Raw genomic sequence first — 26649 nt, forward strand, 5'->3', positions numbered from 1 at the left:
TAATTATAGCATTTTTCCTGATTTATCGCTATTGTTCTTATGAATTCCGTAAAAGTTTAGTTACCTAATTAACTCTATTCTTCGCATCGCTTATTCTACGATTAAAATATTCCCCTAATCCGCTCTCCAGTTTAGAGGTATCAAAAGAAGAACTACCGTAAACATTGAGCAACGTAGCACGCCAATCGTCTTTTCCCTTGAACCAGATACCCTCAATATAAACGGCTTTGGTCTTATCCTGTTCACCAATCGGCAGATAGTAAAAAGAAACCTTCCGCCCGAATAAAGGACGCAACAGCGCCTCATCATCATTCGGCTTATAGACTGCATAGATTTTCTTCAACATAGCGACCATGTCGGCACCTTTCACCGTGTGGTCTACGAAGATAAATTCACCTTCATCAAAGAGCGGTACTTCACTCATGCCGGTCTGTCGTTTTAATTTGGAACGTGTCAGCATCACCTACTCATCGACCGTAGCCGTTCGCATTCCATAATTCCGAGCTAATTCACTGATCTTACCGTTTAAATGAGTTAAATACACCTCTGCATACGCAAAATCCGCATTCGTATTCCTCTGACCACCGGGGACCGGCAATGTCGGATGTTTTACATCAGAGCGCACCGAAAAAGAGAACCCATTGTGTTCATCATAAAACACATACACATTCCGCTAAAAGGGCTTCTCCTTTTCCACCACAGACGACTGCAATACCAACTGAGGATTACAAACCTTAAATTCCTTCTCAATGCCGGCCTTTACATCATCCGGCGACGCAGGATCACCATTGGACGTCGTCCAGATGAAGTCGCAACCGGACAGAAGTAATATAAAACTACACATCAGAGCCGATACCATATACGTTATGTAACGTTTCATATACACACCTCATAGGTTATTGAAAAAATAACTCCATTAGCTATGCTCTTTTACAAATTTATCAAAATCGGAAATAACATGTTGAGTCTTGTTGAAAACTGTATATTCGCCGATTGCTTTCTTTTGGGCCATTGTCATGGAAATATGACCTTTATGAGTCAAAATTCTGTATTCATTAAAATTCAAAAATTTATCAACAACACGACGCTCACTGGCACGAATGGACCGAACCCGACGTAAAAGTTCCTTGAAATAATCTTGCCCAAATGATCGTCCATTTTTTAACATATCATCGTCAAGAGCAAAGCCCTTAACAATATATTCCCGCAATACTCCTGTCGCCCATATACGGAACTGAGTTGCCTTTTTACTATTAACCCGGTACCCTACTGCAATAATCGCATCTAAATTATAAAAATTAGTTTGATAAATTTTACCATCTTCAGCAGTTGTTTCCATTTTGGAAATAACTGCTGACGCATCTAACTCTCCACTTTCAAATATATTCTTTAAATGCTTACTAATAGCAGGCACATTAACATCAAACAGTCGCCCCATATCCTTTTGTGTCATCCAGAATGTTTCATCTTTATATAGCATATTCGTTGAAATCGATTCGTCTGCACCTTGGTATACAATAACATTCCCTGTAATCGCATTTTTTAACGATGTCATATAATCCCTCATCCCTATTGCAACACCAGAACATATGTTTTATTTCAGTATAAGCTAAAAACTACAAGAATTCAATCAAATAACAAGGAAAGCAAAAGGAATTTCACATTATAAAACATTATAAATCTAATAAAATTTACCCCTGAATCAAATGGATAAAAAATTTCCTTTACCTATTTTTAATCATCGCATCCAGATGATTCATCCGAAACTCCTCAATCACCTCCATGAACGCTTTATTATGTATCGGATTTTCGCTCATTCCGAATAGATGGCTGCTGCACTCACAGTCGCTGCAGCCGAAATTCGGTACGTTCCATTCCGCAATAGCTCGCACCGCATCAGCCAGAGCACACTCTACGTCAATTTCGGGTTCACCCATAGTTGTACCCTTAATTATTCCCCTATCGATTACGCTCACATCGATTGTGCCCATAGCGGTGCTTTCCCGAACAGGCGAGTCGTCGTTAGCGAACTCACATTCACGCTGTGTCTGAGCACCGAGCGTCATAGCCTGCGGCTTCCCACTGGTTCGTATCGGCAATCCTGCAATCATTTCACAGTGCCCGCGGAAGTAATCTAGATGCCAGTGCATTTTCTTCCGTTTTCGTTTATGACGTTCAATACGTTTCGCCAAATTTGCCTTCGCGGAGCCGACGTACATATAGTACCCCTCCTTAAAATGCATCATTCCTTTTGAACCGATTTCAAGTTCCAAATCGCGATCCAGATGCATCACCATGACGTACACACCGCTATCATGAGCTTCGCTTTCAAGAACCTCACCGGGATACGTACATTCACGGGCGACCGTCGGCATGGCAAAGGTGTCATCCCACGCTACGGCAACGGCTTTCCAGTCAAGGTGCGGCGCCACTTCTTTAAAGGTCTGAGCAAACGCGAGATCCGTATGGTAATCCGGCAGGAACCACTGCGCCCAGTCCCATTGAACGAGAAACAATACGCCCGTGTGATACCCTTCATCCTGTAATTCCTTTAAATGCAGCAAATGTTTGCGGCCGCGCTCGGTAATAGCATCCGGAAACATGGCACCCGTCCTGGAAAACAATGTACAGGACTTGACCTCCAGCAGAAACTCCTCATCATAATCATTCGTTAAAAGCAAATCAAAGCGCGATGACGTGCCGTGAACTTTCACGGTATATTCGCGGCGTACGACACGGCACTGTTCCCAGCCTGGGATGAGCCTGTTCTCAATGAGATGCTGCGCCACATCATTACTGTAATTGGTATCGAGCATGATGACCTGCCCGTCCCGTTCGATGCCGACCACGCGAAACTGTGTCTTCGCATCAGGCTTGCTGTGAGGCACCGCATACATGATGATACCGGGAAACAGCAATTCCCACATGCGCCCCGGATTCGGCAAATGAGCAGTCACAACCTCGCCGTCCAGTTCAATGTGAACGACGAAACGATTGGGCCGATCCACAAAACGTCCCTTTAATATAGTGTCATATAATACTTTCATATAACCTCATGTGCTATGTATATAAATCAACTGAATCCACATTTTAATGATATACTATAAGAAAACTACCTTTATTATACAGAATATGACGGCGGGAATCTAATATGCCCATAATCCGATGCGGCATCTGTCCGCACTGTATATCATTTAGATAGTGCATAGCTAGTATTAATAATTAGTATTGAAAGCTCCAAATTATGTAGCTAAGGTTACATTCATTATCATCGAAATGTATTATACTAAGGACCATAAGGTCAGTATTCCAAATACCCATGCTGATCTCTGCGCCGGGTTTTGATGAGGCATCGCCCAGTTGATCTCATTACGCTGTTCGTATGTAAGTGCGAAGCTTTCACAAAACCCTACGGCGTATATAGATAACATATAAAGAATTACATAGATTAACTAAGTAGTTTAGCCACAATCCTCCGCAGAGAGGGGCTCGAGAAAGGATTTATCATGGCACAAATCGCAGCAAATTTACAACGCATCAAAAACGGTCAACGCCGTTATGCAATTACACCGCGTATTCCGGCGGGGTTCATTCAACCGGATCAATTACAAAAATATATCGACGTAGCGAACAAATTCGGGGCCGTCCTCAAATTGACAGGCAGCCAACGCATTATGATTACGAATTTGAAAGCGGAAGACGTTGACCAGGCTTGGGAAATGCTCGGCATGGAACCGGCTTACACCGTGTCCAATCGCGTGCGCAGCGTCAAAATCTGTCCGGGCACAACGTTCTGTAAACGTGCCAAACAGGACAGCGTCCATCTCGGCATGCAGATTGAACGCAAATATCTATCCGAGGAAATGCCCAGCAAGATGAAAATCGGCGTTTCCGGTTGTCCGAATTCCTGTACTGAAAGTCGCATGAAAGACGTCGGCGTCATCGGTACCGTTGAAGGCTGGAATGTATACGCCGGCGGCAGCGGCGGTGCCCACCCTCGCATCGGCGACCTCATCGCGGAGGTGAAAACAGAAAAAGAAGCTCTTGCATTAGTTGACAGAATCATCGCATACTACAAAGAAAATGCACAAATTGAACGGATGGGTGAATTCATCGACCGCATCGGTTTAGAGGCTTTTAAAGCGGCCGTATTGGGCGATCTAGAAGGAGCTCCCGCTGAAAGCAAATCCGATGAGCCGGCTGTATTCTTACCGGGCCAGGGCAACGATCCTATCGTGGAACAGCCTCGCCTCGAAGCAGGCGCTCCGATTACGCCGGACACAATCATTCGCGACATCGTCGATACCTATCCGGTCGTTGTACCGGTATTACAAAGCGTCGGCATGGGCTGCCTCGGCTGTCCGTCTTCTACGGCTGAACCATTGTGGCAGGCCGCAGAAATTCACGGTGTAAACGTATACGATTTAGTAGAAAAATTAGAAACTGCACGCAAAGGAGCTTAACATGTCCGCATTCTTAGGTCACATTCACTACTGGTTATACCGTAAAATTCAATTACTCGTGGAACGGGAAAACCTGATTCTGGAAAAAACATCCAAGGTTGTCGACGATTTGGCTGACGAACTGCACGCCATTTCCATCGACACCTACGGCGAACCTATCAATCCGAGTATTCCTCTCGAAAATATCATCGACCACGGCAATATCCACGGCTGGTTGTCCAATCAGATGAACATCGCCTCCGTTCGCGAAGCGGCTTTCATCAAAGACCTGCTCGATACGAACTCCGGCGACGAAGCGGTTCACGTGGTGACGGCTATTCTGGATGCCTTTGCGGTGCAGGGCCAGGCATGCGGTATCGTCGCACAGGACAGCCTTGCGGAAAACACGGCGCCTGCGATTTACAACGCGCTGCAGAATTACTATGTAAACGGCATGCCTTGCGACGGTGGCGACCGAATCGTTGCTGACAGCGAAAATGAATTCACATGGGTCGGCGCCCACAAATTACAAGCAGGCTACTGGCGCACAGCGGGCATCGACCCTAAATTCATGGAACTGGCGTACCAGACATGGTTCGAGGCCTTTGTGAAAGCAATCGATCCTGCATTCGAACTCGTCACAACAGAGGAAAACGGTACCCGTTTATATTCCATTCGTAAAAAATAATAAAGCTAATTAGAATAAAATATATGTACTAATTAGAATAAAATATATGTGCTAATTAGAATAAAATATCTGTACTGATTAGCATAAAATATATGTACTAAAAGACGAGCGTAAACTTACGCTCGTCTTTTCATATAATAACCTTGTAAAATTTTTATTATTTTGAATTTTCTATATATTTCTACATAACTGTAGCTACAGACACATCATTGATAAGTAATTTCATTTATAATGTAACCATAAGGTAATTACACAATGTAAATTAAAAGTTAGCGTAAGCTTTCAAAATACAAAAGCTGGAATTAGGAGGTCTATTATGGCAGGCACAGTAAATCAAGAATTAGGTTTATTATTTCAAGGTCCGAACTACGTCATCGTGAAAAAAGGCGGCAAAGCCGGTGAAAAAGTCGAAAAACACAACCATCCGGAAGCCAACGTCATCTTCACGGTCGTAAGAGGCAAAGTACAGGTATTCCTCAACGAAACAGAAGAACACATCCTCATACCGGGCCAAGTACTCGAATTCAACGGTGACAACTACATCCAGGCAACACTCGTGGAAGACAGCGAATTCGTGGTAAACCTCATCCATAAACCGGAATAACAAAATTAATGGCTATAAAATAGCTTTTATATAAATAATGGACGGTTGATACTGTCCAATCAATAAATGTCCCCCTACGGTTAGACTAAGTAACATCTAACGTAGGGGGTTATTTGTAACCATTCGCGATTTATAATGATTAACCGTTCAGTACATGATCGTTCGGCCGATTCAGTATATAACTAACCCGTTCGGCAATGATATAAACCGCTTAAAACGAATTATACGTCGTTAAATCATTGATATCGAAACGCGTCGTATGCCCCGGAGCAGGAACACTGTCTGCATGAGGGTAACCAATCGGAATAACAGCCACAGGAATGATATTGTCCGGCAAGGAAAACAACTCACGGACCTTATCCGGATCAAAATAAGCCACCCAGGTGCTGCCCAAACCTAAATCCGCCACCTCGAGTATAATATGAGTCGCCACAATACTTGCATCTACAACCCCCATATCCTCATTATCAAAAGAGCGTTTCCAACTGGCCTTGTTATCATAGCAGACAATAATCGCTAACGGTGCGTTAAAGTGACACGGCGTACAATCCTTCAACCGATTTAGACTATCCGCCGAATCGAGCACAAGAAGCCTCTGCGGCTGATTATTATGAGCCGTAGGCGCCAATCTGGCAACCTCTAAAAGCGAATCAACCTTCTCCTGCTCCACCTTTTTAGAATCAAACTTCCGAACAGAATACCGATTTGCTGCTAACGATTTAAAACCTTCCATTGAGCCTCACTCCTTTTCTGTATAAAACACCTAAAAACTCTATACCCAACACCTTAAAAGAATAATCTATATAAAAGACAATCCCCCTTCGGAAAACGAACTTTATCCTCACTGTGGATTCTTCTACGAAGAATCTTACGTTCGGAACTAAGTGATGCTTGGCATCTATACGTCCCTACGGTCCTCTATCTGCTCAAGCCCTACTTAACCGCACGCTGGTGGGTGGCCTTTTCCTCTATACCCAACGCCTTAAAATAATAACTCAGCTAGATAAAAAAGACCCCAAAAACCGACTTAGCGCGCAACGCGGTGGCTTCGGAGGCTTTTTGGGGTCTTTTTTATCCTATAAACGGATTATTTTTTAAGGCGTTTAATTACTTCATCGGTAATATTTTCAATTTTGCTGTCTTTATCAGCCGCACGGATTGTGTATGGATCATCCAATACTACATCCATATGTTTTTCAACGCGGATTGTTTCTACTGCGTTGTGAATGGACTGCATCATAGGTTCAGCAATTTTATTGATTTCTTCGTTTTCCTTTTGAAGCAATGGAGCTACGGATTTATTGAATTCAGCTTCAGCTTGTGCTTTATCCTGAATTTTTTCAATTTCAGCAACTTTCTTCTCAATTTGTGGACGGTATTGAGCATCTACCTGTTGCATTTTCATATCCAAAGCGCCATAACCGGGATAGCTGTTAACTACTTGACTCATATTCACCAAGCCGATATTAGCCGCACTTGCTACAGCTGCAGTAGCGGAAAGAGCGCCAACAATAGCCAGAGTTGTTAATTTCTTAGTTACGTTCATCTAAAATCCTCCTCAACAGTAAAGTCTCATCACACTATCGACTAGTGCACTGTTTAACTATATCAAATCTCGGAAACTTTCACAAGACTCTATCATATAGAATAATAAGGGCCCATGAACTCATCATGAACCCTTATAAATCAAGCTCTATTGCGCTTCATCATTCAAGTAAATATACTTGTCGGATTTGAGCTTGGACACGAGATCAGGCACCAAGCCGATAAGGCGGTCAAAGCTGCTGCTGTACGGATTCCCTTTGATGTTAAACAACTCGATGCGATCCCCCTTGATAACGAGAATGGCGCTCGGTTCCATGCGCGCACCGCCGCCACCGCCGTCGGATTCCTGACTTTTATTGGCAACATTATGATTTGTACCGGTCCCGAAACCGAAAGTTACGTCCACAAACGGCACCAATGTAGTATCGCCGATCTGCACCGCTTCACCGACAACGGTTTCCACCTTGATCATATTTTTGAATTTCTCAAATAGGACTTCCAAATTCTCTTTTACATTACTGTTCTCCATCACAGTACCTCCGCTATTTCATCAGGTTACTATCGTGAAAGCTACGACGCCTGCTGCGTCTTCAGCTTTTCTAATTCTTTTGATTCCTTGCGCTTCGTCCAGAATACGCGTATGCTTTCACCAAGCAGATCACATACATGTTTTGAAAGCATAAATCGCGTTCCATGCCACGCCAGAACCCCTAGCATAATGCGCCCTTTAATATGTACGCTGCCGGCACAGGTGAGATTTACATAATCCAGCTCGATATGTTCGGCCTGTTCAGGCCAAATACTGTACAGCATGGACGCTATTATCCCCATTCGATACGGATTTCCCAGTCCGAAACGGCCCTCAACCTCTATATCCCGAGGTTTCGAATGATTATAACACCGCTTCGATACGAGAAACAGCTGACGCCATAATTCCGTATTAGTCACATGTTTCATGAACCAGAATGTAGGAATTTTTGATTTAAACGATGCCACCGGATCATCAGGATCAGGCTTTTTAAAGCGTGCCTTCACCGTCGTTTTCAAATCTTTCACCTTGGTGAATACCTTTTCCTTCACGGATCCGTCACTGTTGAAAGTAACGCGACTCACCACTTCATCATCGGCTTTTATATGTAACGTCGTCGGATCCTGTTGAATCGTATCATATCGGTCTGCACGCGCCTGAGCACCAGACCCTTCAACGGATTTCTTGACAGGCTCCGCCTTCTCAATACGAGTCTGAACCGGTTCTTTTACCTCATCATCGAATTCAGTTTCTATATCGTCTGTATCATCAAATCCTTTTGATGAACCTTGGCCGCTGTCTAAATCATCAAAACTCGTTCCGGACGAGCTTGCCGATGAGCCCTGCCCTTTTCCGTTCATAGCCTTCACAAAGGCCGCTTCCGGACTCATATCGACATCATCCATGGCCTTATGATATTCCTCGTCCACACGATTTTCAAGCCATTCTTCGTAATCTTTCACAGGCCCGATTTTCAATACGCCCAGGAAATACAGTTCCTTGAAAAACGGTTTATCCTGCAGATATGCTAAATGCAAGGAAAATACGCGCCACAGCCATCTGATACGCAGTTCCCCGCGGTACGGTGTGCGGCCGTTGATATCGATGCTATATGTGATTGGTGTCAGTAGGATAATCAAGATAAGCGCTATAATGATAGCCACAATACTGAGGACTACAATAGCCACTGTACTCAACCACATCACCTCCTTAGGTGCTCATATGATGGTGAAAGTCTGCTAATTTTCAATCCCCTTTCGGGCCATCACACCTTGCAAGTAATAATGCTTAATTTCCTTCATTTCCGTAACAAGATCGGCCTCATCAATAAGTTCCTGAGGCGCCCCGCGACCGGTAAATACAAGTTCCGTTTCAGGATTACGGGCATCCAACAGGGCCTTCGTCTTTTCCCATGTAATAAGTTCGAAAAACAGAGCCATATTATATTCATCGAGGATAACCAGGTCATAATCGCCGCCGGAAATAGCTTCCAGTGCCCGTTCATAGCCCTTTTCGATAAGAGCCACATAATCCTTCGGAGGATTGCCGGACTCAAAAACGACTACCTCATCGCCCCATTTAGCGAGCTCATCCTTGCTCTTCATACCTTCCTTGATAATAAAGAACGGCTTGCCCACCGTCTCCAACGTCAGATTCTCTAAAGATGGCAATATATTATGTTCACTATATACTTTAGATTTCATAAACTGTAAAAAGAGGACTTTCTTGCCAGCGCCGATGGCACGGATAGCCAAACCGATAGCAGCGGTCGTTTTACCCTTACCTTCACCGGTATAAACTTGTACATAGGCCTTCATAGATATACCTCCGTTCATTTACTCTTATTTTACAATATATACGTGGGTTAGTAAACCGGAATAGCCCCTTAAAAGCCTCGAAACGTCAAGGAGTAATTCATTTTAAGGCAGCGGTTTACCCGTGCATATGATTGTGTGAAGATACGCGGCATTATAATACAAAAGGACCTGCATCATAATGACGCAGGTCCTTTCAAATTCATTTAATTAAATATTAAATTCTCAGTTAATATTAAATTCTCAGTTACTGATAGGCAGGAATACCATCGGATCCACCGGTGCGCCGTTTAAGCGTACTTCATAATGGACGTGAGCACCTGTACTTTTACCGGTGCTGCCCATCAACGCGATGGTCTGTCCCTGTTTTACAGTCATACCAGGGGTGACAAGCACAGCACTGTTATGTCCGTAGCGGGTCACAAATCCGTTGCCGTGGTCGATTTCAACGAGGTTACCGTACCCGCCGCTCGTATAGCCCGCAATGGTAACGACACCACCTGCGGTAGCCACGATTTGACTGCCGTAATCATCAGCGATGTCGATGCCTTCGTGGAATGCACCGATAGCGCCCGTCACAGGATCGACACGACTACCGAATGGCGACGTAATAACACCCTTACTAGGCCAAATGCTCGGAGTTGTACTGTTAGCAGCACCGCCGGATCCGGCAGAGTAGTTGATTTGTTGCAACGCCATCAAGTCCTGAGCGCCACCGTCACGAAGAATATTACGCATCGTATAGAAGCTGACCAACAGTTTTTGCGCTTCTTTATCCATTTTAGATAATTGTGCCGATAGTTGTGCCGCCGTTAACGTAGTCGGTTGCTCCGTATCAGCGGCTTCCGGTTTTGGGTCGCTGCCGTCCCCTCCCCCTTGTGCGGGAGTGCCCGATTCAGCGCCTTTCAGCATCTGCTTGTTCTCTTCACTGATTTGATTTAAGTTCTGAATCTTCTTATCCAAAACCTCTGTTTTCTGCTGTAATAGTTTTAGTTGTTCCGATTGCAATTGAGTTTGTTGACGTAATTGCACCACCTCAGCCTGGCGCACGATGCCCCAGATACCGAGTGCTAATGCCAACAGGATAACTGCGGAGCCGATAGCCGCCACAAGTTTTGCCTGCTTTACAGTCAATGTCAATGTGCAGTTTTCTCCATTTCTTTCAATTCTGTTCGAAATGAATACTGGTAATTTCAACATAAACCTTCCCTATTTTGAAACGATGGCACTCGTTAACGCTTCCGCGTTCGTACGTTCACCCAACGCTTCGTTCAAACTTTCTAATTCCTCCTGTGAAAGATTGACGAGACTTTTACCTTTCACAATCGGTTTACTAAAGATACGAGACTCGCTGCGGCCGTAAATACTGGAAATACAGATGCCGTTATTATTGCCGTCAAGCAACGTAAGGGCAAAGGACAAATCATTGCCGATATTTTCAAAGGCATTATATTTGATAAAGCCGATTTTCTGTATCGTATTGCTCTGAATATTACGGATGTTGGCCTGCTCGCTGAGCATGGATTCAAGCCCCTTCGCGGCATCGCGAATTTCGCTGACCTCAACAGATAATTTACGTTCCAAACTGACACCGTTCTCGCCTTTCATAAAGAAATCGTATTTCTTTTTCAGGCTGTTCAAACGGATGTGCAAGGTCACACAATATGCAAGCAATGCTATCACGAGGATAATCATTACCGCGCCAATCCACGGTTGAATCGATTCGAACATGTATATTCCTTCCTATCCAATCATCAAACCATCAACAGTTTATTATATCATTTCATTTGTGAAAGTAAAATGACTGTACACAATGTAATAATTTTACATCTTAATTTCATTCATAAATGGGCTTATAGCCCGTTCCAGTATACCATGCAACGACGCGATGAGTACACCGTAATTTACGATAGGTGTGCCCTGTACGACGGCGCAGTCAATACGACGTAACACTTCACGACGAGTCAACATACAGGCACCGCAGTGAATGATGAGGTCATATCTCGATACATCCTTCGGAAAGGCTCCGCCGCTGGTAAATTCCAGATCTAAACCCTTATAGCCTTTCTTTTCCAGCCACATCGGGATTTTAACAGTTCCTATGTCATCACACTGACGTCGATGCGTGCAACCTTCACTGATAAGCACCTTGGAACCGGGTTTTAAATTATGTATAGCCTCTACACCGGCCACCAAATCCTGTAATTTTCCCTTAAACCGTGCCATCAAGATAGAAAAAGAAGTCAACGGTATAGTTTGTGGCGTTAACTCATCCACCCGCTCAAAAGCCTGGGAGTCACAAATCACAAGCTTCGGCGGCTTCTTCAGAGAACTGAGCATAGCCGGTAATTCTTCCGTCTGACATACCAAGGCAAGACCTTTATGATCTAAGATTTCGCGTATAACCTGTACTTGTGGTAGGATAAGACGCCCCTTGGGCGCCGCACTATCGATAGGACACACGAGAACAATCGTATCTCCGATTTCCACAAGGCCCTCTAACAATGTTTGCTCTCCTTCTACATCAAGAGGTGTAAGGCCTCCCAGTAAATCGAGCAACTCCGAACGTCTAGCATTCTCTGTAAAGTCAGCCGAGGCGATTACGGTCGCCCATTCCTCCAAAGAAACAGGCTTTTTAGCATAGCTTTCACCGGAAACACCGTCAATCTCATTGATAAAAACCGCTACCGGTACATGTTGCTGCTTTAATAGCCCCAGCCAGTGCATATCATCGGACGTCGGAGTTTCATCGGTACGCAGTACATAGACAGCAAGATTGATTTTCTTAATAATTTCTTCCGTTTTTTCGATACGTAAAGGCCCCAACTGAGATGTATCATCTACACCGGCCGTATCGGTAATCACCACAGGGCCTAACGGCAAAATTTCCATGGCCTTGCTTACCGGATCCGTCGTCGTCCCTGCCACATCGGATACGAGAGATACCGGCTGGTCGGTCAACATATTAATCAGTGTAGACTTGCCCGCATTACAACGACCGAAGAAGCCGATATGTATGCGATTTGCCTTAGGTGTTTGTTCCATAATTCATCCTTAATTATCAATTACGATTATATGTACCTTCCTCCCCCATCAGAGGAGGGAAAACTATACCATAAAATATTTAATACATAAAATATTTATATCTATCCTTTAATAATATTCACCCTAATGATTCATAAATATTCAATCTATTCATTTAATTCATGCAGTTCAATGTATATCCCTTCGGACTTCCCTACCCCAAACTGAATAATCAGGATATTCACCGTACAAACACAATGAAAGCGCAGCCAGCAGACTACGCTTTCATTGCGATTAAAGAGAATGTTTATAGTAAACTGCAACTCTACGCCATAGCGATTAACTACATCATATACCATGGATTAAAAGATGTTAGCACACTATACCATGAATTGCAATTATACCCAATTATATATAGATTATTGCTTTTCGCTCTATAACTATTTATTGCTTTTTGATTTATAACTATACTCTGAACTCCATCGTAACCGAATCATTATCATCTTGTTCATGACCATCTATATATGCGATGAGTCGTTCCAATTCAGCTTCCGATGTAAAAGCAATCTCAATCTTGCCCTGTACCTTTTTACCGGCTCTGAATTTAATATTTACAGGAGACCCGAGACTGAGTTTCAAGCGTTCTACCAACGCACGTACTTCAGCTGTATCTTGCGGTTTACCGGCTTTTTTGCGAACAGGCTTATTCTGCATCGCTTTTACTAATTGCTCCGCTTCACGAGCACTGAGATCTTCTTCTTTAATACGCTCAGCCGCTTCCATCTGTTGCGCCGCACTACGAAGAGCCAACAACGGACGAGCCTGACCGACGGTCAAGTCCCCTTCTATCAAGTCTTTTTGTACAGAATCACAAAGTTTTAATAAGCGAACCATATTTGCAATGTAGGAACGACTACGACCTAAGCGTGCAGAAATCATCTCCTGCGTCTGTTTATATACATTCATTAAGCCTTGGTATGCCAAGGCTTCCTCAATAGGATCCAACCCTTCACGCTGCAAGTTTTCTACAAGCGCAACCTCTGTCATTTCCTCGGTATTATATTTCTTTACCACCACAGGAACTATTTTTAGACCCGCCATGATAGCAGCCCGATAACGACGTTCGCCGGCGACAATTTGATATTTATTTTTTTGTTTACGAACTACAATCGGTTGAAAAATGCCAAGATTCTTAATAGACTCCGCCAAGGTAGCTAAACTATCTTCATCAAAATTTTTACGAGGTTGATCCACATTAGGGACTACTTCAGAAATCGGTAACTCATGAATCTCCTTCTCCCCTAGCGCAGCCTCTACGGATTCCATTCCTATTAAGCTGTCTATGCCTTTACCAAGGCCTAACCCTTTACCTTTTTTACTCTTAGTCTCTCTTGGCATCTTTAATAACCTCTTTCGCCAACTTACTATACACTACCGCCCCTTTTGACTTCGGATCATAAATAATAATCGGTTCCCCATAACTAGGCGCTTCGCTTAAACGTACATTACGAGGAATAATCGTTTTATACACCTTAGACCCAAAAAACTTTTTCACTTCATCCGCTACTTGAATGGAAAGATTAGTACGGCCATCAAACATTGTCAACAATACGCCTTCGATAACTAAATCCTTATTCGAAGTCTGTTGTACAATGGTAATGGTTTTTACCAGCTGACTGACCCCTTCCAGTGCGTAGAATTCGCTTTGAATTGGAATCAATACACTGTCTGCCGCTGTAAATGCATTTAACGTCAATAACCCCAAAGACGGCGGGCAATCGATAATAATAAAATCATATTCATCACGAACAGGTGTCAAAGCCTTTTTCAACATTGTTTCACGTGAAACAACGGAAACAAGTTCCACTTCCGCTCCAGCTAATTGAATCGTAGCAGGCGCAATATAAAGCTGTTTAATCATAGTCGGCTGAATAATTGACGTAATACTTTCACCATCAATCAATACATCGTGAACACATAGCTCCAAATCATTCTTTTCTATACCTAAACCGGAACTCGCATTTCCCTGTGGATCCAAGTCTACAAGCAGCACTTTTTTACCTTCATCAGCTAAACAAGCGCTCAAATTCACCGATGTCGTAGTCTTTCCAACCCCGCCTTTTTGATTAGTAATTGCTATAACCTTACCCACCTGATTCACCTCGCATTATCGTTTAATATATTTCTTTTTCATTATAACATATATTTACGAAAATAATGATAATATCCTTATAATTAATTTTATATTCAAGATTAAATCCGAGATTTATATTTATTTACGAACACAATTTATATCTATATTACTGACACAATTTATATTACGGAAACAATTTATACTTATACCATACCTATATTACAAACATAGTTCATATCATTAGAGTTATGGATTTGTACCCCATAACAAAACGATTCCAAGATATGTATTATGAATATATAAATCTTTAACTCAAATATATAGCAAGCATTACTTATTATATTCTCAAATGGTTGGTGAATCTATACCTTATTATATCCATAATCTACAGAGTAATTTCTGTAATCTATATGGTAATCCATATAATAGCCCATATAGTAATCCATATAATAGAAGTAACATCTGTAATCCATACAATAAAGTCAAGATTCATAGAATATATAAGATGCTATAAGAAACTATATAATAACCTCTGCAATCTGTACAACAACTTATTTAGAATAAAATATAAACCATAACTCACTACAGAGATAAATATTAGGCATGAATGTTTCACGTGAAACATTTATAATCAACATCTTAACCGCTATAGTTTCAGGCTATGTCAACAAAGCACTAAATTATATGAGAATATAGGCGCCATATGCTTTGACAGGCATTTGCTTTTCTTTATATACTAATTAATAGATTACAGATACTTAAACCTACATCAATTAATTTGTAGGTTTATATTTAATAAAAAAGGAGGCGTTTCTATGCCCATATATAACGGAATGCTTCCTGCTATTGATAAAGCAGAAGTAAAACGATACGCAGGACTACGTCATGCGGAAGACTTTCCGGAAAATTATGTAAACGAAGCATGTAAAGAGATTCAATTACTTGCTACACCTAAAGGTGTATACCAGGAATACGATTATGATGCAGAAACATGTACAATTTTAAGTAATCCGCCATTAAAAATCGTCGGTTCTACCATCGAAAAACATTTGGAAAAGTCTACAAAAGTCTATGTATTAGGCGTTACCGTAGGAGAAGATGTGGAAATTCGCAGCGAACAACTCTTTAAGCAAGGTAATTACACGGTAGGGCTGTTACTTGATGCAGCCGCAACAACGGCGGTTGAGCAGGTAGCCGATCAGGTCAATGAAGTGATCAATACGATTGCTAAAAAGCAAGGATATAAGCCTACATGGCGTTTCAGCCCGGGTTATGGTAACTGGCCCTTAGAAATACAAACGGAACTGACAAATATAATCAAAACGGAGCAAATCGGATTACAGGTAACAGAAAACTTTCTGTTATTCCCAAGAAAATCTGTAACAGCTATCATAGGACTTATGCCGGCTAATGAAGATATTAACACAAAACGCGGTTGTACCTCATGTTCACAAAAAGACTGTGCCTCCCGCAAGCTACCAGAGAAAGTAACTACAACTGCCAAAGAAACCGGAGTTAATACGGTAAATAACACTAATAATACACCTTGTGAAAAGAGTATAAATACGGCTGATGCATCAGGTATTACCATGAAAGGACAATCGGAAATCAAATAAATCATCATAGATGTTTCACGTGAAACATTTACTTTATAATTTATATAAAGATACTCTATAATAAACATACTTTATATAAATCACTATAAAATGCTGATAGAACGCTTATCAATATAGATAGAATGCTTATCAATATAGGATGATATAAATATTAAATTTAGGATAATACAAAGGAAGTAACATATGTATATATTTGACGGTGCCATGGGCACAATGCTACAAGCCGCAGGCTTGGAAGAGGGGTATTGTCCCGAATTATTCAACATAGAAAAGCCAGATGTGGTAAAGAACATTCACATGCAATACCTACAACATGGCAGTGATATTATTACAACAAATACATTCGGCGCCTGTGGTCTAAAACTGGAAGACTACGAATTACAAGATCGTGTAAAAGAAATAAATATAGCCGCTGTAAAGGTGGCAAGAGAGGCCATAGCGGAATGCAAGCCGAGTGCTCGCGTAGCCGGTTCAATGGGGCCTACAGGACGTTTTCTACAACCTTTAGGTAATATGAGCTTTGACTCTATTTATGATACGTATAGAGAACAGGCCGAGGCCTTAATTGAAGGCGGAGCCAATTTTATCATCATAGAAACAATCATCGATATCCAGGAAATGCGTGCCGCCTTATTGGCATCCTTGGATGCTCGGGAAGCAATGGGGAAGACAAAGGAAGATGTTCAAATCATCTGTCAGTTTTCTTTCAGCGAAGACGGACGTACCATTACGGGGACACCGCCGGAGGTGGCGACTACCATTGTGGAAGCAATGGGTGCAGATATCGTCGGTATCAACTGTTCTCTAGGCCCGGAACAGATTAAACCGCTCATAGAAAAGATTGCAAGCGTCACTAATTTACCGACTATCTGTCAACCAAACGCAGGTATGCCGCAACTTATCAATAAAAAAACCGTATTTCCTCTCACGGCGAAGGAAATGGGACCGTTAATGTTACCTATTGTAGATGCAGGTGCCACCTATGTGGGCGGCTGCTGCGGCACTACACCGGCGCATATTAAATGCATTGCTGAGAACGTAGCGACACATACACCAAAAGAACGGGCTCATATAGAGCCTAAAACAATCATCACAAGCCGCACTAAATTATTGGAACTGGGACATCATGTAAAACCGCTCATCATCGGCGAGCGTATCAATCCAACAGGTCGTAAGGTTCTCGCACAGGAGCTTCGCGACGGATCCTTCATACGCGTAAAACGCGATGCTCTTGATCAGGTAGAGGCCGGTGCTGATATTCTCGACGTCAATATGGGCGTAGCCGGTATGGATCAGACACCGTTGATGGAAAAGGCGATTTTCGAACTGTCCATGCTGGTTGAGACACCCTTATCCATTGATACATTAGATCCTGCTGCGATGGAAGTCGCCCTTAAAAATTATCCGGGACGCGCTCTTATCAACTCCGTAAATGGGGAGGAGGAGTCCATCACTCACGTTATGCCGTTGGCAAAACGATATGGCGCAGCACTACTATGCTTGCCGCTCTCCAGCGGTGACCTTCCTGAAAGGGCGGAGGATCGTGTTGCTTTAGCTGAAAGCATCGTTAATCGTGCCTATGAGTACGGTTTACAGAAACACGACCTATTGCTGGACCCTTTGGTACTGACACTTGCCAGCGGCGAGGACAGCGCACGCCAGACCTTACGTACATTACAGCTATACAAAGAAAAATTCGGCTTTCCGACGGTGATGGGTTTATCCAACATTTCCTTCGGTATGCCGCAACGACCATATTTAAACAGTCAATTCTTAACGATGGCCCTCGCATCCGGTTTGACAACACCGATTATGAATCCGTTAAATTATCCTGCAAAAAAAGCCTTCGTATCCAGCTGCACTCTGCTCGGATGGGATCCGGGCTCCGCGGAGTTTATCAAGGAATACGGCTACGAAGACGAAGCGAGTGCGCCGGGCAATACAGCACCAAAAGGACCTGAAAAGAAAAGCTTTGACAGCAATGATCCGTTGGCCAATATCCGTGCCTGTGTAGAGCAGGGGGAGAAGGAGGCCATCATAGACCTCGTAAAGAAAGCCCTAGCTGACGGCATCGATCCGTTGGACATCACAAAGAAAGGCTTATCCGAAGCGATGAACGTCGTAGGCGATAAATTCGGTTCAGGCAAACTGTTCCTGCCACAAGTTATGCTCGCTGCGGAAACGATGCAGGCCGCTTTCAACACGATCAAAGAAATCATTCCGGCCAGTGAAAGTCTCGATAAAGGTACCGTCGTGGTAGCAACCGTAAAAGGGGATATCCACGACTTGGGCAAGAATATCGTTGCGGCACTGCTCGAAAATAACGGCTACAAGATTGTCGACCTCGGAAAAGACGTAGATCCGGAGGAAATCGTGCAAGCCATCAAGGATAATAAGGCGGCCCTCGTCGGCATCTGTTCCCTGATGACCACCACGATGCCGCAAATCGACAACACCATCGCCGCCATCCGCGCAGCCGGCCTTAAAACCAAGGTCATGGTGGGGGGCGCCGTCGTTTCTCAAGACTATGCGGACCAAGCGGGCGCAGATATCTATGCAAAGGACGGTATCGCAGCCGTTAACCAGGCTAACGACTTTTTTGAAACATTGAAATAATTCATTATATTATTAATTTTTATATAATAATTAGAATTATTTATATAACTAAAACAATTTATATAAACAATGTAATCTATTTCATTACAATAAACCATAACACTGAATTACTGAATTACACCGATTATGGTGAAAGCTTTCGTATGCTTTCACCATAACCATAATATACTTAATAAAAGAGGTACATAATGACATTACGGGAAAAACATAAGAACGGTCAGTTCACCATCACCGTCGAGCTTGATCCGCCGAAGAGCAGTTCCGCTCAAAAGGTATTCGACCAGGCGGCGCGATTAAAAGGCAAGGTTGACGCCATCAACATCGCGGATAGTCCGATGTCCAAAATGCGCATGAGTCCTATTTCCTTATCGTATCTGTTGCAACATCACGAAGGAATCGAAACGATTTTTCACTTAACATGTCGCGACCGCAATATTATCGGCTTGCAATCTGAATTATTAGGTGCCGCAGCCCTTGGCGTGCACAATATTTTAACCCTAACCGGCGACAAACCGGACAACGGGGACCATCCGTTCGCCAAGGCCGTTTTTGAAGTGGATTCCATGGGTTTACTCAATATTTCCAAAACCTTGAATTCCGGTAAAGATATGGCCGGTAACGATTTGGATGAACCGACGAGTTTCTATATCGGTACCACCGGCAATCCCGGCGCTGAAGATCTTGAAATCGAACGTCAGAAATTGGCCGCTAAAATTGAACATGGTGCAAACTTCGTACAAACACAACCGATTTACGATTTGGAGCAGGCAAAACGCTATATCGATGCCATGTCCGGATTCAACATTCCCATCATGCTCGGCTTGATTCCTCTTAAAAGCTTCAAAATGGCCACATATCTTCATGAAAAGGTACCCGGCATCAGCTTGACACAGGAGATCCTGAACCGCGTAGAAAAGGGCGGTAAGGAAGCCGGAACCGAGATTGCCATCGAAACATTGGAAGAAATCAAAAAAATCGCCTCTGGCGTGCATATTATGCCTCTCAATGACATAGACACTACGCTACACATAATAGACCACGTATAGGCTAAATTTTTGAATTTTCTGTTTTAAATAAAAAAGCACAATCACCACGTATGAAGCTCTTCCCTTGTCAGATTAATCAATCTAACGATAGGGGAGGGGACTCAATACCGGGGATTGTGCCTTTTATGTAGTTATTTATAACGGTCTTTCTTTAATATTCTTAGGCTTACGAGGGTATTTTTTCGGCGTAGGGCCGATTTTTTTTATATATAACACAGCTCGTTTATCGGAGATGGTCGGCAATGTGATAGGCCGGACCTCTGAAAGCTCGGCGCCCAATATAGAAAGTGCTTTTTCGGATTCACCGATTTCCTCCTCATATGCAGCGCCTTTAAGGGCGATGACAGAACCGCCTACTTTCACATAGGGAACGGTCCACTCGAGAAGTACCGGCAATCTTGCCACCGCACGAGACATGGCAAAATCAAAGCTTTCACGGTAATTCTGATGACTCAGGTCCTCAGCACGGCCGTGCAACGTCGTGCAATTATCGAGATGAAGTGCATCGATGACGGACTCGAGAAAGGTAAGCCGTTTTTTCAAAGAGTCGAAGAGGGTGATGCGCAAGGGCCTGTCATAAATAGCCAGCGGAATGCCGGGAAAACCGGCACCGGAGCCGACATCGATAATAGAGGAGCCGGACGAAATGATTTTTTTATCGTAACAGGAGAGGGAGTCGATCACGTGTTTCACGACGACCTCCTGCATATCCGTAATTGCCGTTAAATTCAGATATTTATTGGTTTCAATGAGCATCGTATAATACGTATAAAAATCCTTCGCCTGATCCGCCGTACAAGGTAGACCGAAAACCTCCATCTGTTCCAGCATATATGCTACAAAATCGGTCTCTGCAACGATAGGAATCATGTATTTTTCTTTCATAATTTCTGTAAGCCTTTAACGTATAAAATTAATATGTCCATATACTGCCGATTACCTGCTTCGGTTGTATTGTTCCAATTGAATCAACAGCACCGACACATCTGCCGGAGAAACACCGGAAATGCGGCTCGCCTGGCCGATGGAGTGAGGGCGGATTTTGTTAAGCTTTTGTTGAGCTTCAAGAGAAATACCTTTAATTTGCGTGTAATCCCATTCCTTTGGAAGAATTTTTTCTTCCAGTTTGCGAACTTTATCCACCTGATCCATCTGCTTTTTGATATATCCTTCATAGGTGATGGAAATATCGATTTCCTCCTCCACATCCGGATCGAAACGCTTGAGGCCGAACGCATCAGCAACGACACCGTAGGATAATTCATTACGCTTCACCAAATCATAGGCTCGAATACCCGTCTTAATCGGTGCTGTCCCCATAGACGCAAGCAGTTCCTGTGTTTCCTTCGACGGATTGACCGGCGTTGTCTGCAGCAATTCCATGCCTTCTTCGATAGCGGCCTTTTTAGCGAGGAATTTAGCCCAACGGTCATCCTTCACAAGACCGATGGCGCGACCTTTTTCAGTGAGGCGCAAATCCGCATTGTCCTGACGCAACAGTAAACGATATTCGCTGCGACTCGTCATCATACGATACGGTTCATTCGTTCCCTTCGTCACGAGATCATCGATGAGAACGCCGATGTACGCTTCGGATCGAGCCAGGATGAAAGGATCTTTGCCATCAATCCACAATGCCGCATTAATGCCCGCCATGAGTCCTTGCGCCGCCGCTTCTTCATAGCCGGACGTACCGTTCGCCTGACCGGCGGAGTAAAGGCCTTCGATATGTTTTACCTGCAAAGCCGGCGTCAACTGTAACGGATTCAGACAGTCGTATTCGATGGCATACGCCGGGCGCATGATTTCTACATTTTCAAGGCCCGGAATGGTCCGCAAAAATGCATACTGCACGTCCATAGGAAGGGACGTGCTCATGCCTTGCACATACATTTCATTCGTGTTGCTGCCTTCCGGTTCTACGAACAGCTGATGACGTTCCTTATCCGCAAAGCGCACCACCTTATCCTCGATGGAAGGGCAGTACCGGGGGCCTACGCCTTCAATTTTACCGCTGTACATCGGAGCACGATGAATATTGCTTTTAATAATGTCGTGTGTTTCCTTATTCGTATAGGTCAACCAGCACACACGTTCATTGCGGTCCGTCCATTCATTCATGAAAGAAAACGAATGATGGTGCACATCGCCTTCCTGAACGGCCATATTATCCAAATTAAGAGTTCTTTTATCCACACGTGCCGGCGTACCCGTTTTAAACCGCATCAGTTCAATGCCGTTATCGAGTAAAGATTGCGAAAACGACTCCGCCGTCCGCTGTCCGTTTGGACCGCCCGTATAGGACGTATCGCCGATTAGGATTTTGCCCTTCAGATACGTACCCGTACAGAGAATGACGGCCTTGGCGCCGTAAAACTCGCCCAATTCCGTCACAATGCCCGTTACCTTGCCGTCTTCAACGGCGAGTTCGGTCACCATGATCTGTTTCACATTAAGATTTTCCGTATTTTCCACGGTTTCTTTCATCAAGTGCTGATATTTAATCTTATCAGATTGGCAGCGGAGGGAATGAACCGCAGGGCCTTTTCCCATATTGAGCATGCGCATTTGAATAGCCGTCGCATCCGCATTGATGCCCATTTGACCGCCCAACGCGTCAACCTCATAAACAAGATGACTTTTACCGGGTCCGCCCACGGCGGGATTGCACGGCATGAGCGCAATATTATCCAAACTGATGGTCGCCATCAACGTGCGATGACCCATGCGGGCACAGGCGAGAGCCGCCTCACAGCCGGCATGACCGCCGCCGATGACGATGACATCATAATTATCTACTGTATACATATATGTTCCTTACTATATTTATATATTTTTGATTAATACTTATTTATTCAGTTTTCCAAAATGCGGGCTAATCACAGGGCATTTTAAAAATCAGGTTAATCATTCAAATTCCTTGTGTCCAGGTCGCTCGCTGGGCTTTCGAAAAATCCACGCTCCGACCAAAGTGAAGCTCGGGTTTCATCGTCGCTTACGCTCCTCTGCTCCCTCAAGCCCTACTTTTATTTCCCCAGGCAGAATCGGCTGAACAGTTCGTCGATCATGGATTCACGGATCGTATCGCCCGTGATATCGCCCAGTAATTCCCAGGCGTCGCGCAGGTCCGTCGCCACGAAATCAACGGGCATCCCCGCATCGATAGAGGAGAGGGCCTGCTCGATTTGTCCCTTTGCCTGTTCCATGAGGCTGATGTGCCGAACATTACTGATCATCGCGCTATTATCCTGTTTCACGCGACCGCCGTACACGAGCTCCTGCACCCATTTGGCAATAACTTGTGAACCTTCGCCGTCTTTGGCGCTGATGCGCTCTATGGCCGTGAAAGTTCCGTATCGCTGAATATCTTCATCCGTAACGATATGTCCGAGATCCGACTTATTAAGCAGCACAATGGTATTCAAACCGCTGACAGAGGTCAGAATTTCGATTTCTTCCGCCGTCAACGGTGTTGATCCGTCGATAACACAAAGAATGATATCCGCTTTATTGATATAGTCACGAGCGCGCTCCACACCGAGGGCCTCTACGGTATCCTGTGTGTCACGGATACCCGCCGTATCGATGAGGCGCAGAGAAATACCTTCCACAGTCATAAATTCTTCAATACTGTCCCGCGTCGTACCCGGAATATCCGTCACGATAGAGCGGTTTTCCCGCAAAAGTGCGTTCATGAGGCTCGATTTTCCCGCATTCGGCCTGCCCACGATAACCGTAGTAATGCCGTCGCGAATGAGACGTCCTGTATTCGCCGTCGCCAATAAATCATCCATGGATTGTAAAATCGGCGCCAACTGTTCACGCACCTCCCGGGATGTAACGTCTTCAATATCCTCCTCGGGATAATCGATGGTCACCTCTAAATGAGCAATCATGGCGATGAGCTGCTCTCGAATATTTTTCACAAAGGTCGATACGGTTCCATCCAGCTGCGATACGGCGAGGGAGAGGGAGTCCTCCGTTTTCGCCTCGATAATGTCGATGATCGCCTCCGCCTGCGTCAAGTCGATGCGGCCGTTCATAAAGGCGCGCTTCGTAAATTCGCCGGCCTCCGCCATGCGCACATCATGATTTACCAACAGTTTTAAAATCTGTTGAACCGGCACGATACCGCCATGACATTGAATTTCCACCACGTCTTCCGCCGTGTATGAATGAGGTCCTTTCATCAATAAGACCAGTACCTCGTCGATGGTCTTATCCGTCGCCGGATCTACAATCGTTCCATATTGAATTGTCCGATTCTGACGCTCCATCAATGGCACAGTGCCGGCGCTTTTAAACAGGCTGTTCACGATAGAAAAGCTATCCTTGCCGCTGACCCGAATGATACCGACCCCACCGATACCGGGCGGCGTGGCGATAGCCGCAATTGTATCATCTATGTACATAATGATCTCCATATGTTGATGATGTTATGGCCCCGCGTTTCATAACCGTACGAGCTCATCATCATGTTGTATAAATATCTAGACATTCCTCATAACAGAATGCCCCATAATCACTTCTTCGCACGTGAAAGTTAAACTAAACCAACCTTCGTAGCGAAGATTACCTTAGGTTAGCTTTCACCATAACCTAAATACTACAGGCGATAACAGCCTTCCGAAAGACTCCAAAGCAAGTCGTTTTCTGAAGGCTGTCATCACTATGTATCTTATTTTATTTTTGTACGTAACTTATTTTTATACGCAATTTATTTTTTGTACGCAATCACGACGTGACGGAACGGTTCGTCCCCTTCACTGTTCGTTATGATGTGCTGATCGCCTTGTAACGCGGTGTGAATAATCTTACGCTCAAAAGCATTCATCGGTTCCAGAGACACCTTTTGACGGTTTCGTTTTACCTTCGAAGCCAATCGTTTCGCAAGATTTACCAATGTTTCTTCACGACGGGAGCGGTAATTTTCCACATCCACCACGATGTGACAATGGCCCGACACATCTTTATGTGCCACAAGATTCGTCAAGTATTGAATGGCATCCAATGTTTGACCGTGTTTACCGATCAAGATACCCAGTTCTTCACCGTGTACTTGGAATGTGATCTTATCCGGAGTCATCATTTTTTCGATGAACACGGTAAGACCCATCTGCGTGAACATATCGTCAAGGAATTGTTTACCCTTTTCGGCGATAACTTGTTGTTCCTCTTTGGATAGCTCTTTTTTAGCCGCTTTCGCTTCGCCGGAGTTTTCCACAACATCCGCTACATCGACCTCATCGGTAGCCACAGGTTCAGTAGCAACAGCCACAGATTCCTCATTAGCGACGATGCTTTCATCAGAATCGGCGGATTTGGACATAGCGGTAAAAAATAATCGAACGACAGCCGGTTTACGACCGATACCCAAAAAACCGTTTGTCGGTTGTTCCAAGACCTTGGTTTCCACCAGTTCCTGACCGTCAGTGGTTAATTGAGCTACGCCCTTGGCAATGGCATCTTCAACTGTTTTGGCAGATACATCGATAAATTCCATAATAGCCTCCTACTTAGCGTTCAAATTTTTGTAAATGAAATGCTGTTGAATCAATTGGAATACATTCGACACAACCCAGTAGATAACGAGACCGGATGGGAAGCTGAGGGAAATGTAACCAATGAACAAAGGCATGAAGATTTGCATAATCTTCTGTTGTTGCGCAGCAGCACCGGTAGCGCCTGCGCCCGTTTGACGAGACATAATCCATGTGGACACCGCACTCAACACCGGTAAGATGTAGTAAGGGTCAGTTTCGCCAAGGCTAGGAAGCCATAAGAACTGTACAAAGTTCGGATCATACGGATAATCCTTCAACGCCCAGTAAATGGCGATCAAGAACGGCATCTGTACCAATAGAGGCAAGCAGCCGGCCAAGGGATTTACGCCCATTTCCTTGTACATCGCGCCCATTTCGGCTTGCAGCTTTGCAGGATCGTTCTTATATTTATCCTGCAATGCTTTCATACGAGGCTGCAAATCCTGCATCGCCTTCATAGATTTGATTTGTTTAACAGTGAGTGGTGCCAAAATCGCTTTAATAAAAATCGTTAAAAGGATAATCGCCACACCGTAGCTTGGGTAGCCTGCCATTTGAGTCAACTGGAACGCATAGGTTACCAATGTGCTCATTAAATCAATGACAGGTTGGAATGCACTACTTAAAAATTCCATTATTTCTCCTTTTTCTTACAGTCAAATCGGCCTTTGCGCATCTATATATCGTTATGGTATGGTCTAAATTTCATCCATACAGATGCTCAGGTATTTCCAAAACTGTGCCGAATAGGTCATGGTGAAAGTTGCTTTCACAAAACGCATCGTCCGTATCATCCTGAATCGATTACGGAACCGGGTCATAGCCGCCCTTGTGAAAAGGGTGACATCGCAATATGCGTTTCAATCCTAACCAGCTACCCTTCAAAGGACCGTATTTTTCAATCGCCTGTAAAGTATATGCGGAACATGTCGGATAATATCGGCAGCATCCCGGTTTTAAAGGGGACAGGGCTATCTGATAAAACCTGATCAAAAGACGTAAAAATATCGTTATACAGCGTTTCATAGAAACCTCCATATACACAAAA

At 44.0% G+C, this 26649-nt stretch carries 27 protein-coding genes; 6 read left to right on the forward strand and 21 right to left on the reverse strand.

What is annotated here, in order from left to right; translation table 11 throughout:
• Window positions 1–64: 64 nt before the first annotated feature.
• The 5 genes from VEHSUH05_RS09380 to sfsA all read right to left on the reverse strand — a co-directional run bounded on the left by VEHSUH05_RS09380 (window position 65) and on the right by sfsA (window position 3047).
• On the reverse strand, window positions 65–460 hold the full coding sequence (locus tag VEHSUH05_RS09380; RefSeq protein ID WP_245875928.1) for a hypothetical protein: 396 nt from the start codon (window positions 458–460) through the stop codon (window positions 65–67).
• Window positions 461–463: 3 nt separating this feature from the next.
• The gene (locus tag VEHSUH05_RS09385; RefSeq protein WP_245875929.1) at window positions 464–661 is read right to left on the reverse strand and encodes a hypothetical protein; all 198 of its coding nucleotides are present in this window, start codon (window positions 659–661) and stop codon (window positions 464–466) included.
• 12 nt (window positions 662–673) lie between these two features.
• The gene (locus VEHSUH05_RS09390; RefSeq protein ID WP_245875930.1) at window positions 674–880 is read right to left on the reverse strand and encodes a hypothetical protein; all 207 of its coding nucleotides are present in this window, start codon (window positions 878–880) and stop codon (window positions 674–676) included.
• 36 nt (window positions 881–916) lie between these two features.
• A complete protein-coding gene (locus tag VEHSUH05_RS04610; protein ID WP_054674470.1) occupies window positions 917–1555 on the reverse strand; it encodes a virulence RhuM family protein in 639 nt (212 codons plus the stop codon).
• 169 nt (window positions 1556–1724) lie between these two features.
• A complete protein-coding gene (gene sfsA, locus VEHSUH05_RS04615) occupies window positions 1725–3047 on the reverse strand; it encodes a DNA/RNA nuclease SfsA (protein ID WP_105090863.1) in 1323 nt (440 codons plus the stop codon).
• Window positions 3048–3506: 459 nt separating this feature from the next.
• Between sfsA and VEHSUH05_RS04620 the strand changes: the two genes are divergently transcribed.
• The 3 genes from VEHSUH05_RS04620 (at window position 3507) to VEHSUH05_RS04630 (ending at window position 5734) form a co-directional block, all read left to right on the forward strand.
• The gene (locus VEHSUH05_RS04620) at window positions 3507–4463 is read left to right on the forward strand and encodes a DUF1858 domain-containing protein (protein WP_105090864.1); all 957 of its coding nucleotides are present in this window, start codon (window positions 3507–3509) and stop codon (window positions 4461–4463) included.
• Window position 4464: 1 nt separating this feature from the next.
• The gene (locus tag VEHSUH05_RS04625) at window positions 4465–5130 is read left to right on the forward strand and encodes a hypothetical protein (RefSeq protein WP_054674465.1); all 666 of its coding nucleotides are present in this window, start codon (window positions 4465–4467) and stop codon (window positions 5128–5130) included.
• A gap of 316 nt (window positions 5131–5446) precedes the next feature.
• Window positions 5447–5734 carry a cupin domain-containing protein gene (locus tag VEHSUH05_RS04630; RefSeq protein WP_054674463.1) on the forward strand — a complete coding sequence of 96 codons (288 nt, stop codon included), beginning with the start codon at window positions 5447–5449 and terminating at the stop codon, window positions 5732–5734.
• Window positions 5735–5945: 211 nt separating this feature from the next.
• On the opposite strand, the gene VEHSUH05_RS04635 is transcribed toward VEHSUH05_RS04630, so the two are convergent.
• The 10 genes from VEHSUH05_RS04635 to VEHSUH05_RS04680 form a co-directional block, all read right to left on the reverse strand.
• The gene (locus VEHSUH05_RS04635) at window positions 5946–6467 is read right to left on the reverse strand and encodes a nitroreductase family protein (protein WP_105090865.1); all 522 of its coding nucleotides are present in this window, start codon (window positions 6465–6467) and stop codon (window positions 5946–5948) included.
• 354 nt (window positions 6468–6821) lie between these two features.
• Window positions 6822–7280, reverse strand: a complete 459-nt coding sequence (locus VEHSUH05_RS04640) for an OmpH family outer membrane protein (protein ID WP_038117561.1) — start codon at window positions 7278–7280, stop codon at window positions 6822–6824.
• A 147-nt stretch (window positions 7281–7427) separates the two neighbouring features.
• Complete coding sequence (locus VEHSUH05_RS04645; RefSeq protein WP_105090866.1) at window positions 7428–7808, reverse strand: GerW family sporulation protein; 381 nt, start codon at window positions 7806–7808, stop codon at window positions 7428–7430.
• A 41-nt stretch (window positions 7809–7849) separates the two neighbouring features.
• Complete coding sequence (locus tag VEHSUH05_RS04650) at window positions 7850–9004, reverse strand: hypothetical protein (protein ID WP_105090931.1); 1155 nt, start codon at window positions 9002–9004, stop codon at window positions 7850–7852.
• Window positions 9005–9046: 42 nt separating this feature from the next.
• Window positions 9047–9625: a cob(I)yrinic acid a,c-diamide adenosyltransferase gene (locus VEHSUH05_RS04655; RefSeq protein WP_105090867.1), complete on the reverse strand. Its 579-nt coding sequence runs from the start codon at window positions 9623–9625 to the stop codon at window positions 9047–9049.
• A 240-nt stretch (window positions 9626–9865) separates the two neighbouring features.
• Complete coding sequence (locus tag VEHSUH05_RS04660; RefSeq protein ID WP_038117568.1) at window positions 9866–10822, reverse strand: M23 family metallopeptidase; 957 nt, start codon at window positions 10820–10822, stop codon at window positions 9866–9868.
• Between the two features lie 9 nt (window positions 10823–10831).
• Entirely contained in the window at window positions 10832–11353 is a 522-nt protein-coding gene (locus VEHSUH05_RS04665; RefSeq protein ID WP_038117570.1) for a DUF4446 family protein, read from the reverse strand.
• A 93-nt stretch (window positions 11354–11446) separates the two neighbouring features.
• Window positions 11447–12667, reverse strand: a complete 1221-nt coding sequence (gene hydF / locus VEHSUH05_RS04670) for a [FeFe] hydrogenase H-cluster maturation GTPase HydF (RefSeq protein ID WP_105090868.1) — start codon at window positions 12665–12667, stop codon at window positions 11447–11449.
• 444 nt (window positions 12668–13111) lie between these two features.
• Window positions 13112–14044 (reverse strand): ParB/RepB/Spo0J family partition protein, encoded by a 933-nt coding sequence (locus tag VEHSUH05_RS04675; protein WP_105090869.1) that lies wholly within the window; start codon window positions 14042–14044, stop codon window positions 13112–13114.
• A complete protein-coding gene (locus VEHSUH05_RS04680; protein ID WP_038117574.1) occupies window positions 14028–14798 on the reverse strand; it encodes a ParA family protein in 771 nt (256 codons plus the stop codon). The genes VEHSUH05_RS04675 and VEHSUH05_RS04680 overlap by 17 nt, the downstream gene beginning before the upstream one ends.
• A 797-nt stretch (window positions 14799–15595) precedes the next feature.
• Between VEHSUH05_RS04680 and VEHSUH05_RS04685 the strand changes: the two genes are divergently transcribed.
• The 3 genes from VEHSUH05_RS04685 (at window position 15596) to VEHSUH05_RS04695 (ending at window position 20058) form a co-directional block, all read left to right on the forward strand.
• Complete coding sequence (locus tag VEHSUH05_RS04685; RefSeq protein ID WP_105090870.1) at window positions 15596–16396, forward strand: vitamin B12 dependent-methionine synthase activation domain-containing protein; 801 nt, start codon at window positions 15596–15598, stop codon at window positions 16394–16396.
• A 183-nt stretch (window positions 16397–16579) separates the two neighbouring features.
• Entirely contained in the window at window positions 16580–19012 is a 2433-nt protein-coding gene (locus VEHSUH05_RS04690) for a homocysteine S-methyltransferase family protein (protein WP_105090871.1), read from the forward strand.
• 188 nt (window positions 19013–19200) lie between these two features.
• Entirely contained in the window at window positions 19201–20058 is an 858-nt protein-coding gene (locus tag VEHSUH05_RS04695) for a methylenetetrahydrofolate reductase (protein WP_105090872.1), read from the forward strand.
• Window positions 20059–20193: 135 nt separating this feature from the next.
• Here VEHSUH05_RS04695 and rsmG read toward each other — a convergent pair whose 3' ends face one another.
• From rsmG to yidD, 6 genes are all read right to left on the reverse strand, one after another.
• Entirely contained in the window at window positions 20194–20943 is a 750-nt protein-coding gene (gene rsmG, locus VEHSUH05_RS04700; protein ID WP_054674456.1) for a 16S rRNA (guanine(527)-N(7))-methyltransferase RsmG, read from the reverse strand.
• 51 nt (window positions 20944–20994) lie between these two features.
• Window positions 20995–22866, reverse strand: a complete 1872-nt coding sequence (gene mnmG, locus VEHSUH05_RS04705) for a tRNA uridine-5-carboxymethylaminomethyl(34) synthesis enzyme MnmG (protein WP_105090873.1) — start codon at window positions 22864–22866, stop codon at window positions 20995–20997.
• Window positions 22867–23084: 218 nt separating this feature from the next.
• Window positions 23085–24470: a tRNA uridine-5-carboxymethylaminomethyl(34) synthesis GTPase MnmE gene (mnmE, locus tag VEHSUH05_RS04710; protein WP_105090874.1), complete on the reverse strand. Its 1386-nt coding sequence runs from the start codon at window positions 24468–24470 to the stop codon at window positions 23085–23087.
• Between the two features lie 305 nt (window positions 24471–24775).
• Window positions 24776–25561, reverse strand: coding sequence for an RNA-binding cell elongation regulator Jag/EloR (jag, locus tag VEHSUH05_RS04715; RefSeq protein ID WP_095066671.1), 786 nt, complete (start codon window positions 25559–25561; stop codon window positions 24776–24778).
• Between the two features lie 9 nt (window positions 25562–25570).
• Complete coding sequence (locus VEHSUH05_RS04720; protein WP_105090875.1) at window positions 25571–26236, reverse strand: YidC/Oxa1 family membrane protein insertase; 666 nt, start codon at window positions 26234–26236, stop codon at window positions 25571–25573.
• Window positions 26237–26405: 169 nt separating this feature from the next.
• Complete coding sequence (gene yidD, locus VEHSUH05_RS04725; RefSeq protein ID WP_105090876.1) at window positions 26406–26627, reverse strand: membrane protein insertion efficiency factor YidD; 222 nt, start codon at window positions 26625–26627, stop codon at window positions 26406–26408.
• Window positions 26628–26649 lie beyond the last annotated feature (22 nt).

It is taken from the genome of Veillonella denticariosi JCM 15641 (genome assembly GCF_002959855.1).
GTDB classification, from domain to species: Bacteria; Bacillota; Negativicutes; order Veillonellales; family Veillonellaceae; genus Veillonella; species Veillonella denticariosi.

Excerpts from the sequence above, each read along its gene's own strand:
- VEHSUH05_RS09380 (WP_245875928.1), bottom strand. The coding sequence starts at position 460 with ATGCTGACACGTTCCAAATTAAAACGACAGACCGGCATGAGTGAAGTA.
- VEHSUH05_RS04620 (WP_105090864.1), top strand. The coding sequence starts at position 3,507 with ATGGCACAAATCGCAGCAAATTTACAACGCATCAAAAACGGTCAACGC.
- VEHSUH05_RS04695 (WP_105090872.1), top strand. The coding sequence starts at position 19,201 with ATGACATTACGGGAAAAACATAAGAACGGTCAGTTCACCATCACCGTC.
- VEHSUH05_RS04675 (WP_105090869.1), bottom strand. The coding sequence starts at position 14,044 with ATGCCAAGAGAGACTAAGAGTAAAAAAGGTAAAGGGTTAGGCCTTGGT.
- VEHSUH05_RS09390 (WP_245875930.1), bottom strand. The coding sequence starts at position 880 with ATGAAACGTTACATAACGTATATGGTATCGGCTCTGATGTGTAGTTTT.
- VEHSUH05_RS04640 (WP_038117561.1), bottom strand. The coding sequence starts at position 7,280 with ATGAACGTAACTAAGAAATTAACAACTCTGGCTATTGTTGGCGCTCTT.
- VEHSUH05_RS04660 (WP_038117568.1), bottom strand. The coding sequence starts at position 10,822 with ATGTTGAAATTACCAGTATTCATTTCGAACAGAATTGAAAGAAATGGA.
- VEHSUH05_RS04635 (WP_105090865.1), bottom strand. The coding sequence starts at position 6,467 with ATGGAAGGTTTTAAATCGTTAGCAGCAAATCGGTATTCTGTTCGGAAG.
- VEHSUH05_RS04610 (WP_054674470.1), bottom strand. The coding sequence starts at position 1,555 with ATGACATCGTTAAAAAATGCGATTACAGGGAATGTTATTGTATACCAA.
- VEHSUH05_RS04655 (WP_105090867.1), bottom strand. The coding sequence starts at position 9,625 with ATGAAGGCCTATGTACAAGTTTATACCGGTGAAGGTAAGGGTAAAACG.
- mnmE (WP_105090874.1), bottom strand. The coding sequence starts at position 24,470 with ATGTACATAGATGATACAATTGCGGCTATCGCCACGCCGCCCGGTATC.
- VEHSUH05_RS04625 (WP_054674465.1), top strand. The coding sequence starts at position 4,465 with ATGTCCGCATTCTTAGGTCACATTCACTACTGGTTATACCGTAAAATT.
- VEHSUH05_RS04630 (WP_054674463.1), top strand. The coding sequence starts at position 5,447 with ATGGCAGGCACAGTAAATCAAGAATTAGGTTTATTATTTCAAGGTCCG.
- VEHSUH05_RS04690 (WP_105090871.1), top strand. The coding sequence starts at position 16,580 with ATGTATATATTTGACGGTGCCATGGGCACAATGCTACAAGCCGCAGGC.
- yidD (WP_105090876.1), bottom strand. The coding sequence starts at position 26,627 with ATGAAACGCTGTATAACGATATTTTTACGTCTTTTGATCAGGTTTTAT.
- jag (WP_095066671.1), bottom strand. The coding sequence starts at position 25,561 with ATGGAATTTATCGATGTATCTGCCAAAACAGTTGAAGATGCCATTGCC.
- VEHSUH05_RS04720 (WP_105090875.1), bottom strand. The coding sequence starts at position 26,236 with ATGGAATTTTTAAGTAGTGCATTCCAACCTGTCATTGATTTAATGAGC.
- VEHSUH05_RS04665 (WP_038117570.1), bottom strand. The coding sequence starts at position 11,353 with ATGTTCGAATCGATTCAACCGTGGATTGGCGCGGTAATGATTATCCTC.
- rsmG (WP_054674456.1), bottom strand. The coding sequence starts at position 20,943 with ATGAAAGAAAAATACATGATTCCTATCGTTGCAGAGACCGATTTTGTA.
- mnmG (WP_105090873.1), bottom strand. The coding sequence starts at position 22,866 with ATGTATACAGTAGATAATTATGATGTCATCGTCATCGGCGGCGGTCAT.
- sfsA (WP_105090863.1), bottom strand. The coding sequence starts at position 3,047 with ATGAAAGTATTATATGACACTATATTAAAGGGACGTTTTGTGGATCGG.
- VEHSUH05_RS04685 (WP_105090870.1), top strand. The coding sequence starts at position 15,596 with ATGCCCATATATAACGGAATGCTTCCTGCTATTGATAAAGCAGAAGTA.
- hydF (WP_105090868.1), bottom strand. The coding sequence starts at position 12,667 with ATGGAACAAACACCTAAGGCAAATCGCATACATATCGGCTTCTTCGGT.
- VEHSUH05_RS04645 (WP_105090866.1), bottom strand. The coding sequence starts at position 7,808 with ATGGAGAACAGTAATGTAAAAGAGAATTTGGAAGTCCTATTTGAGAAA.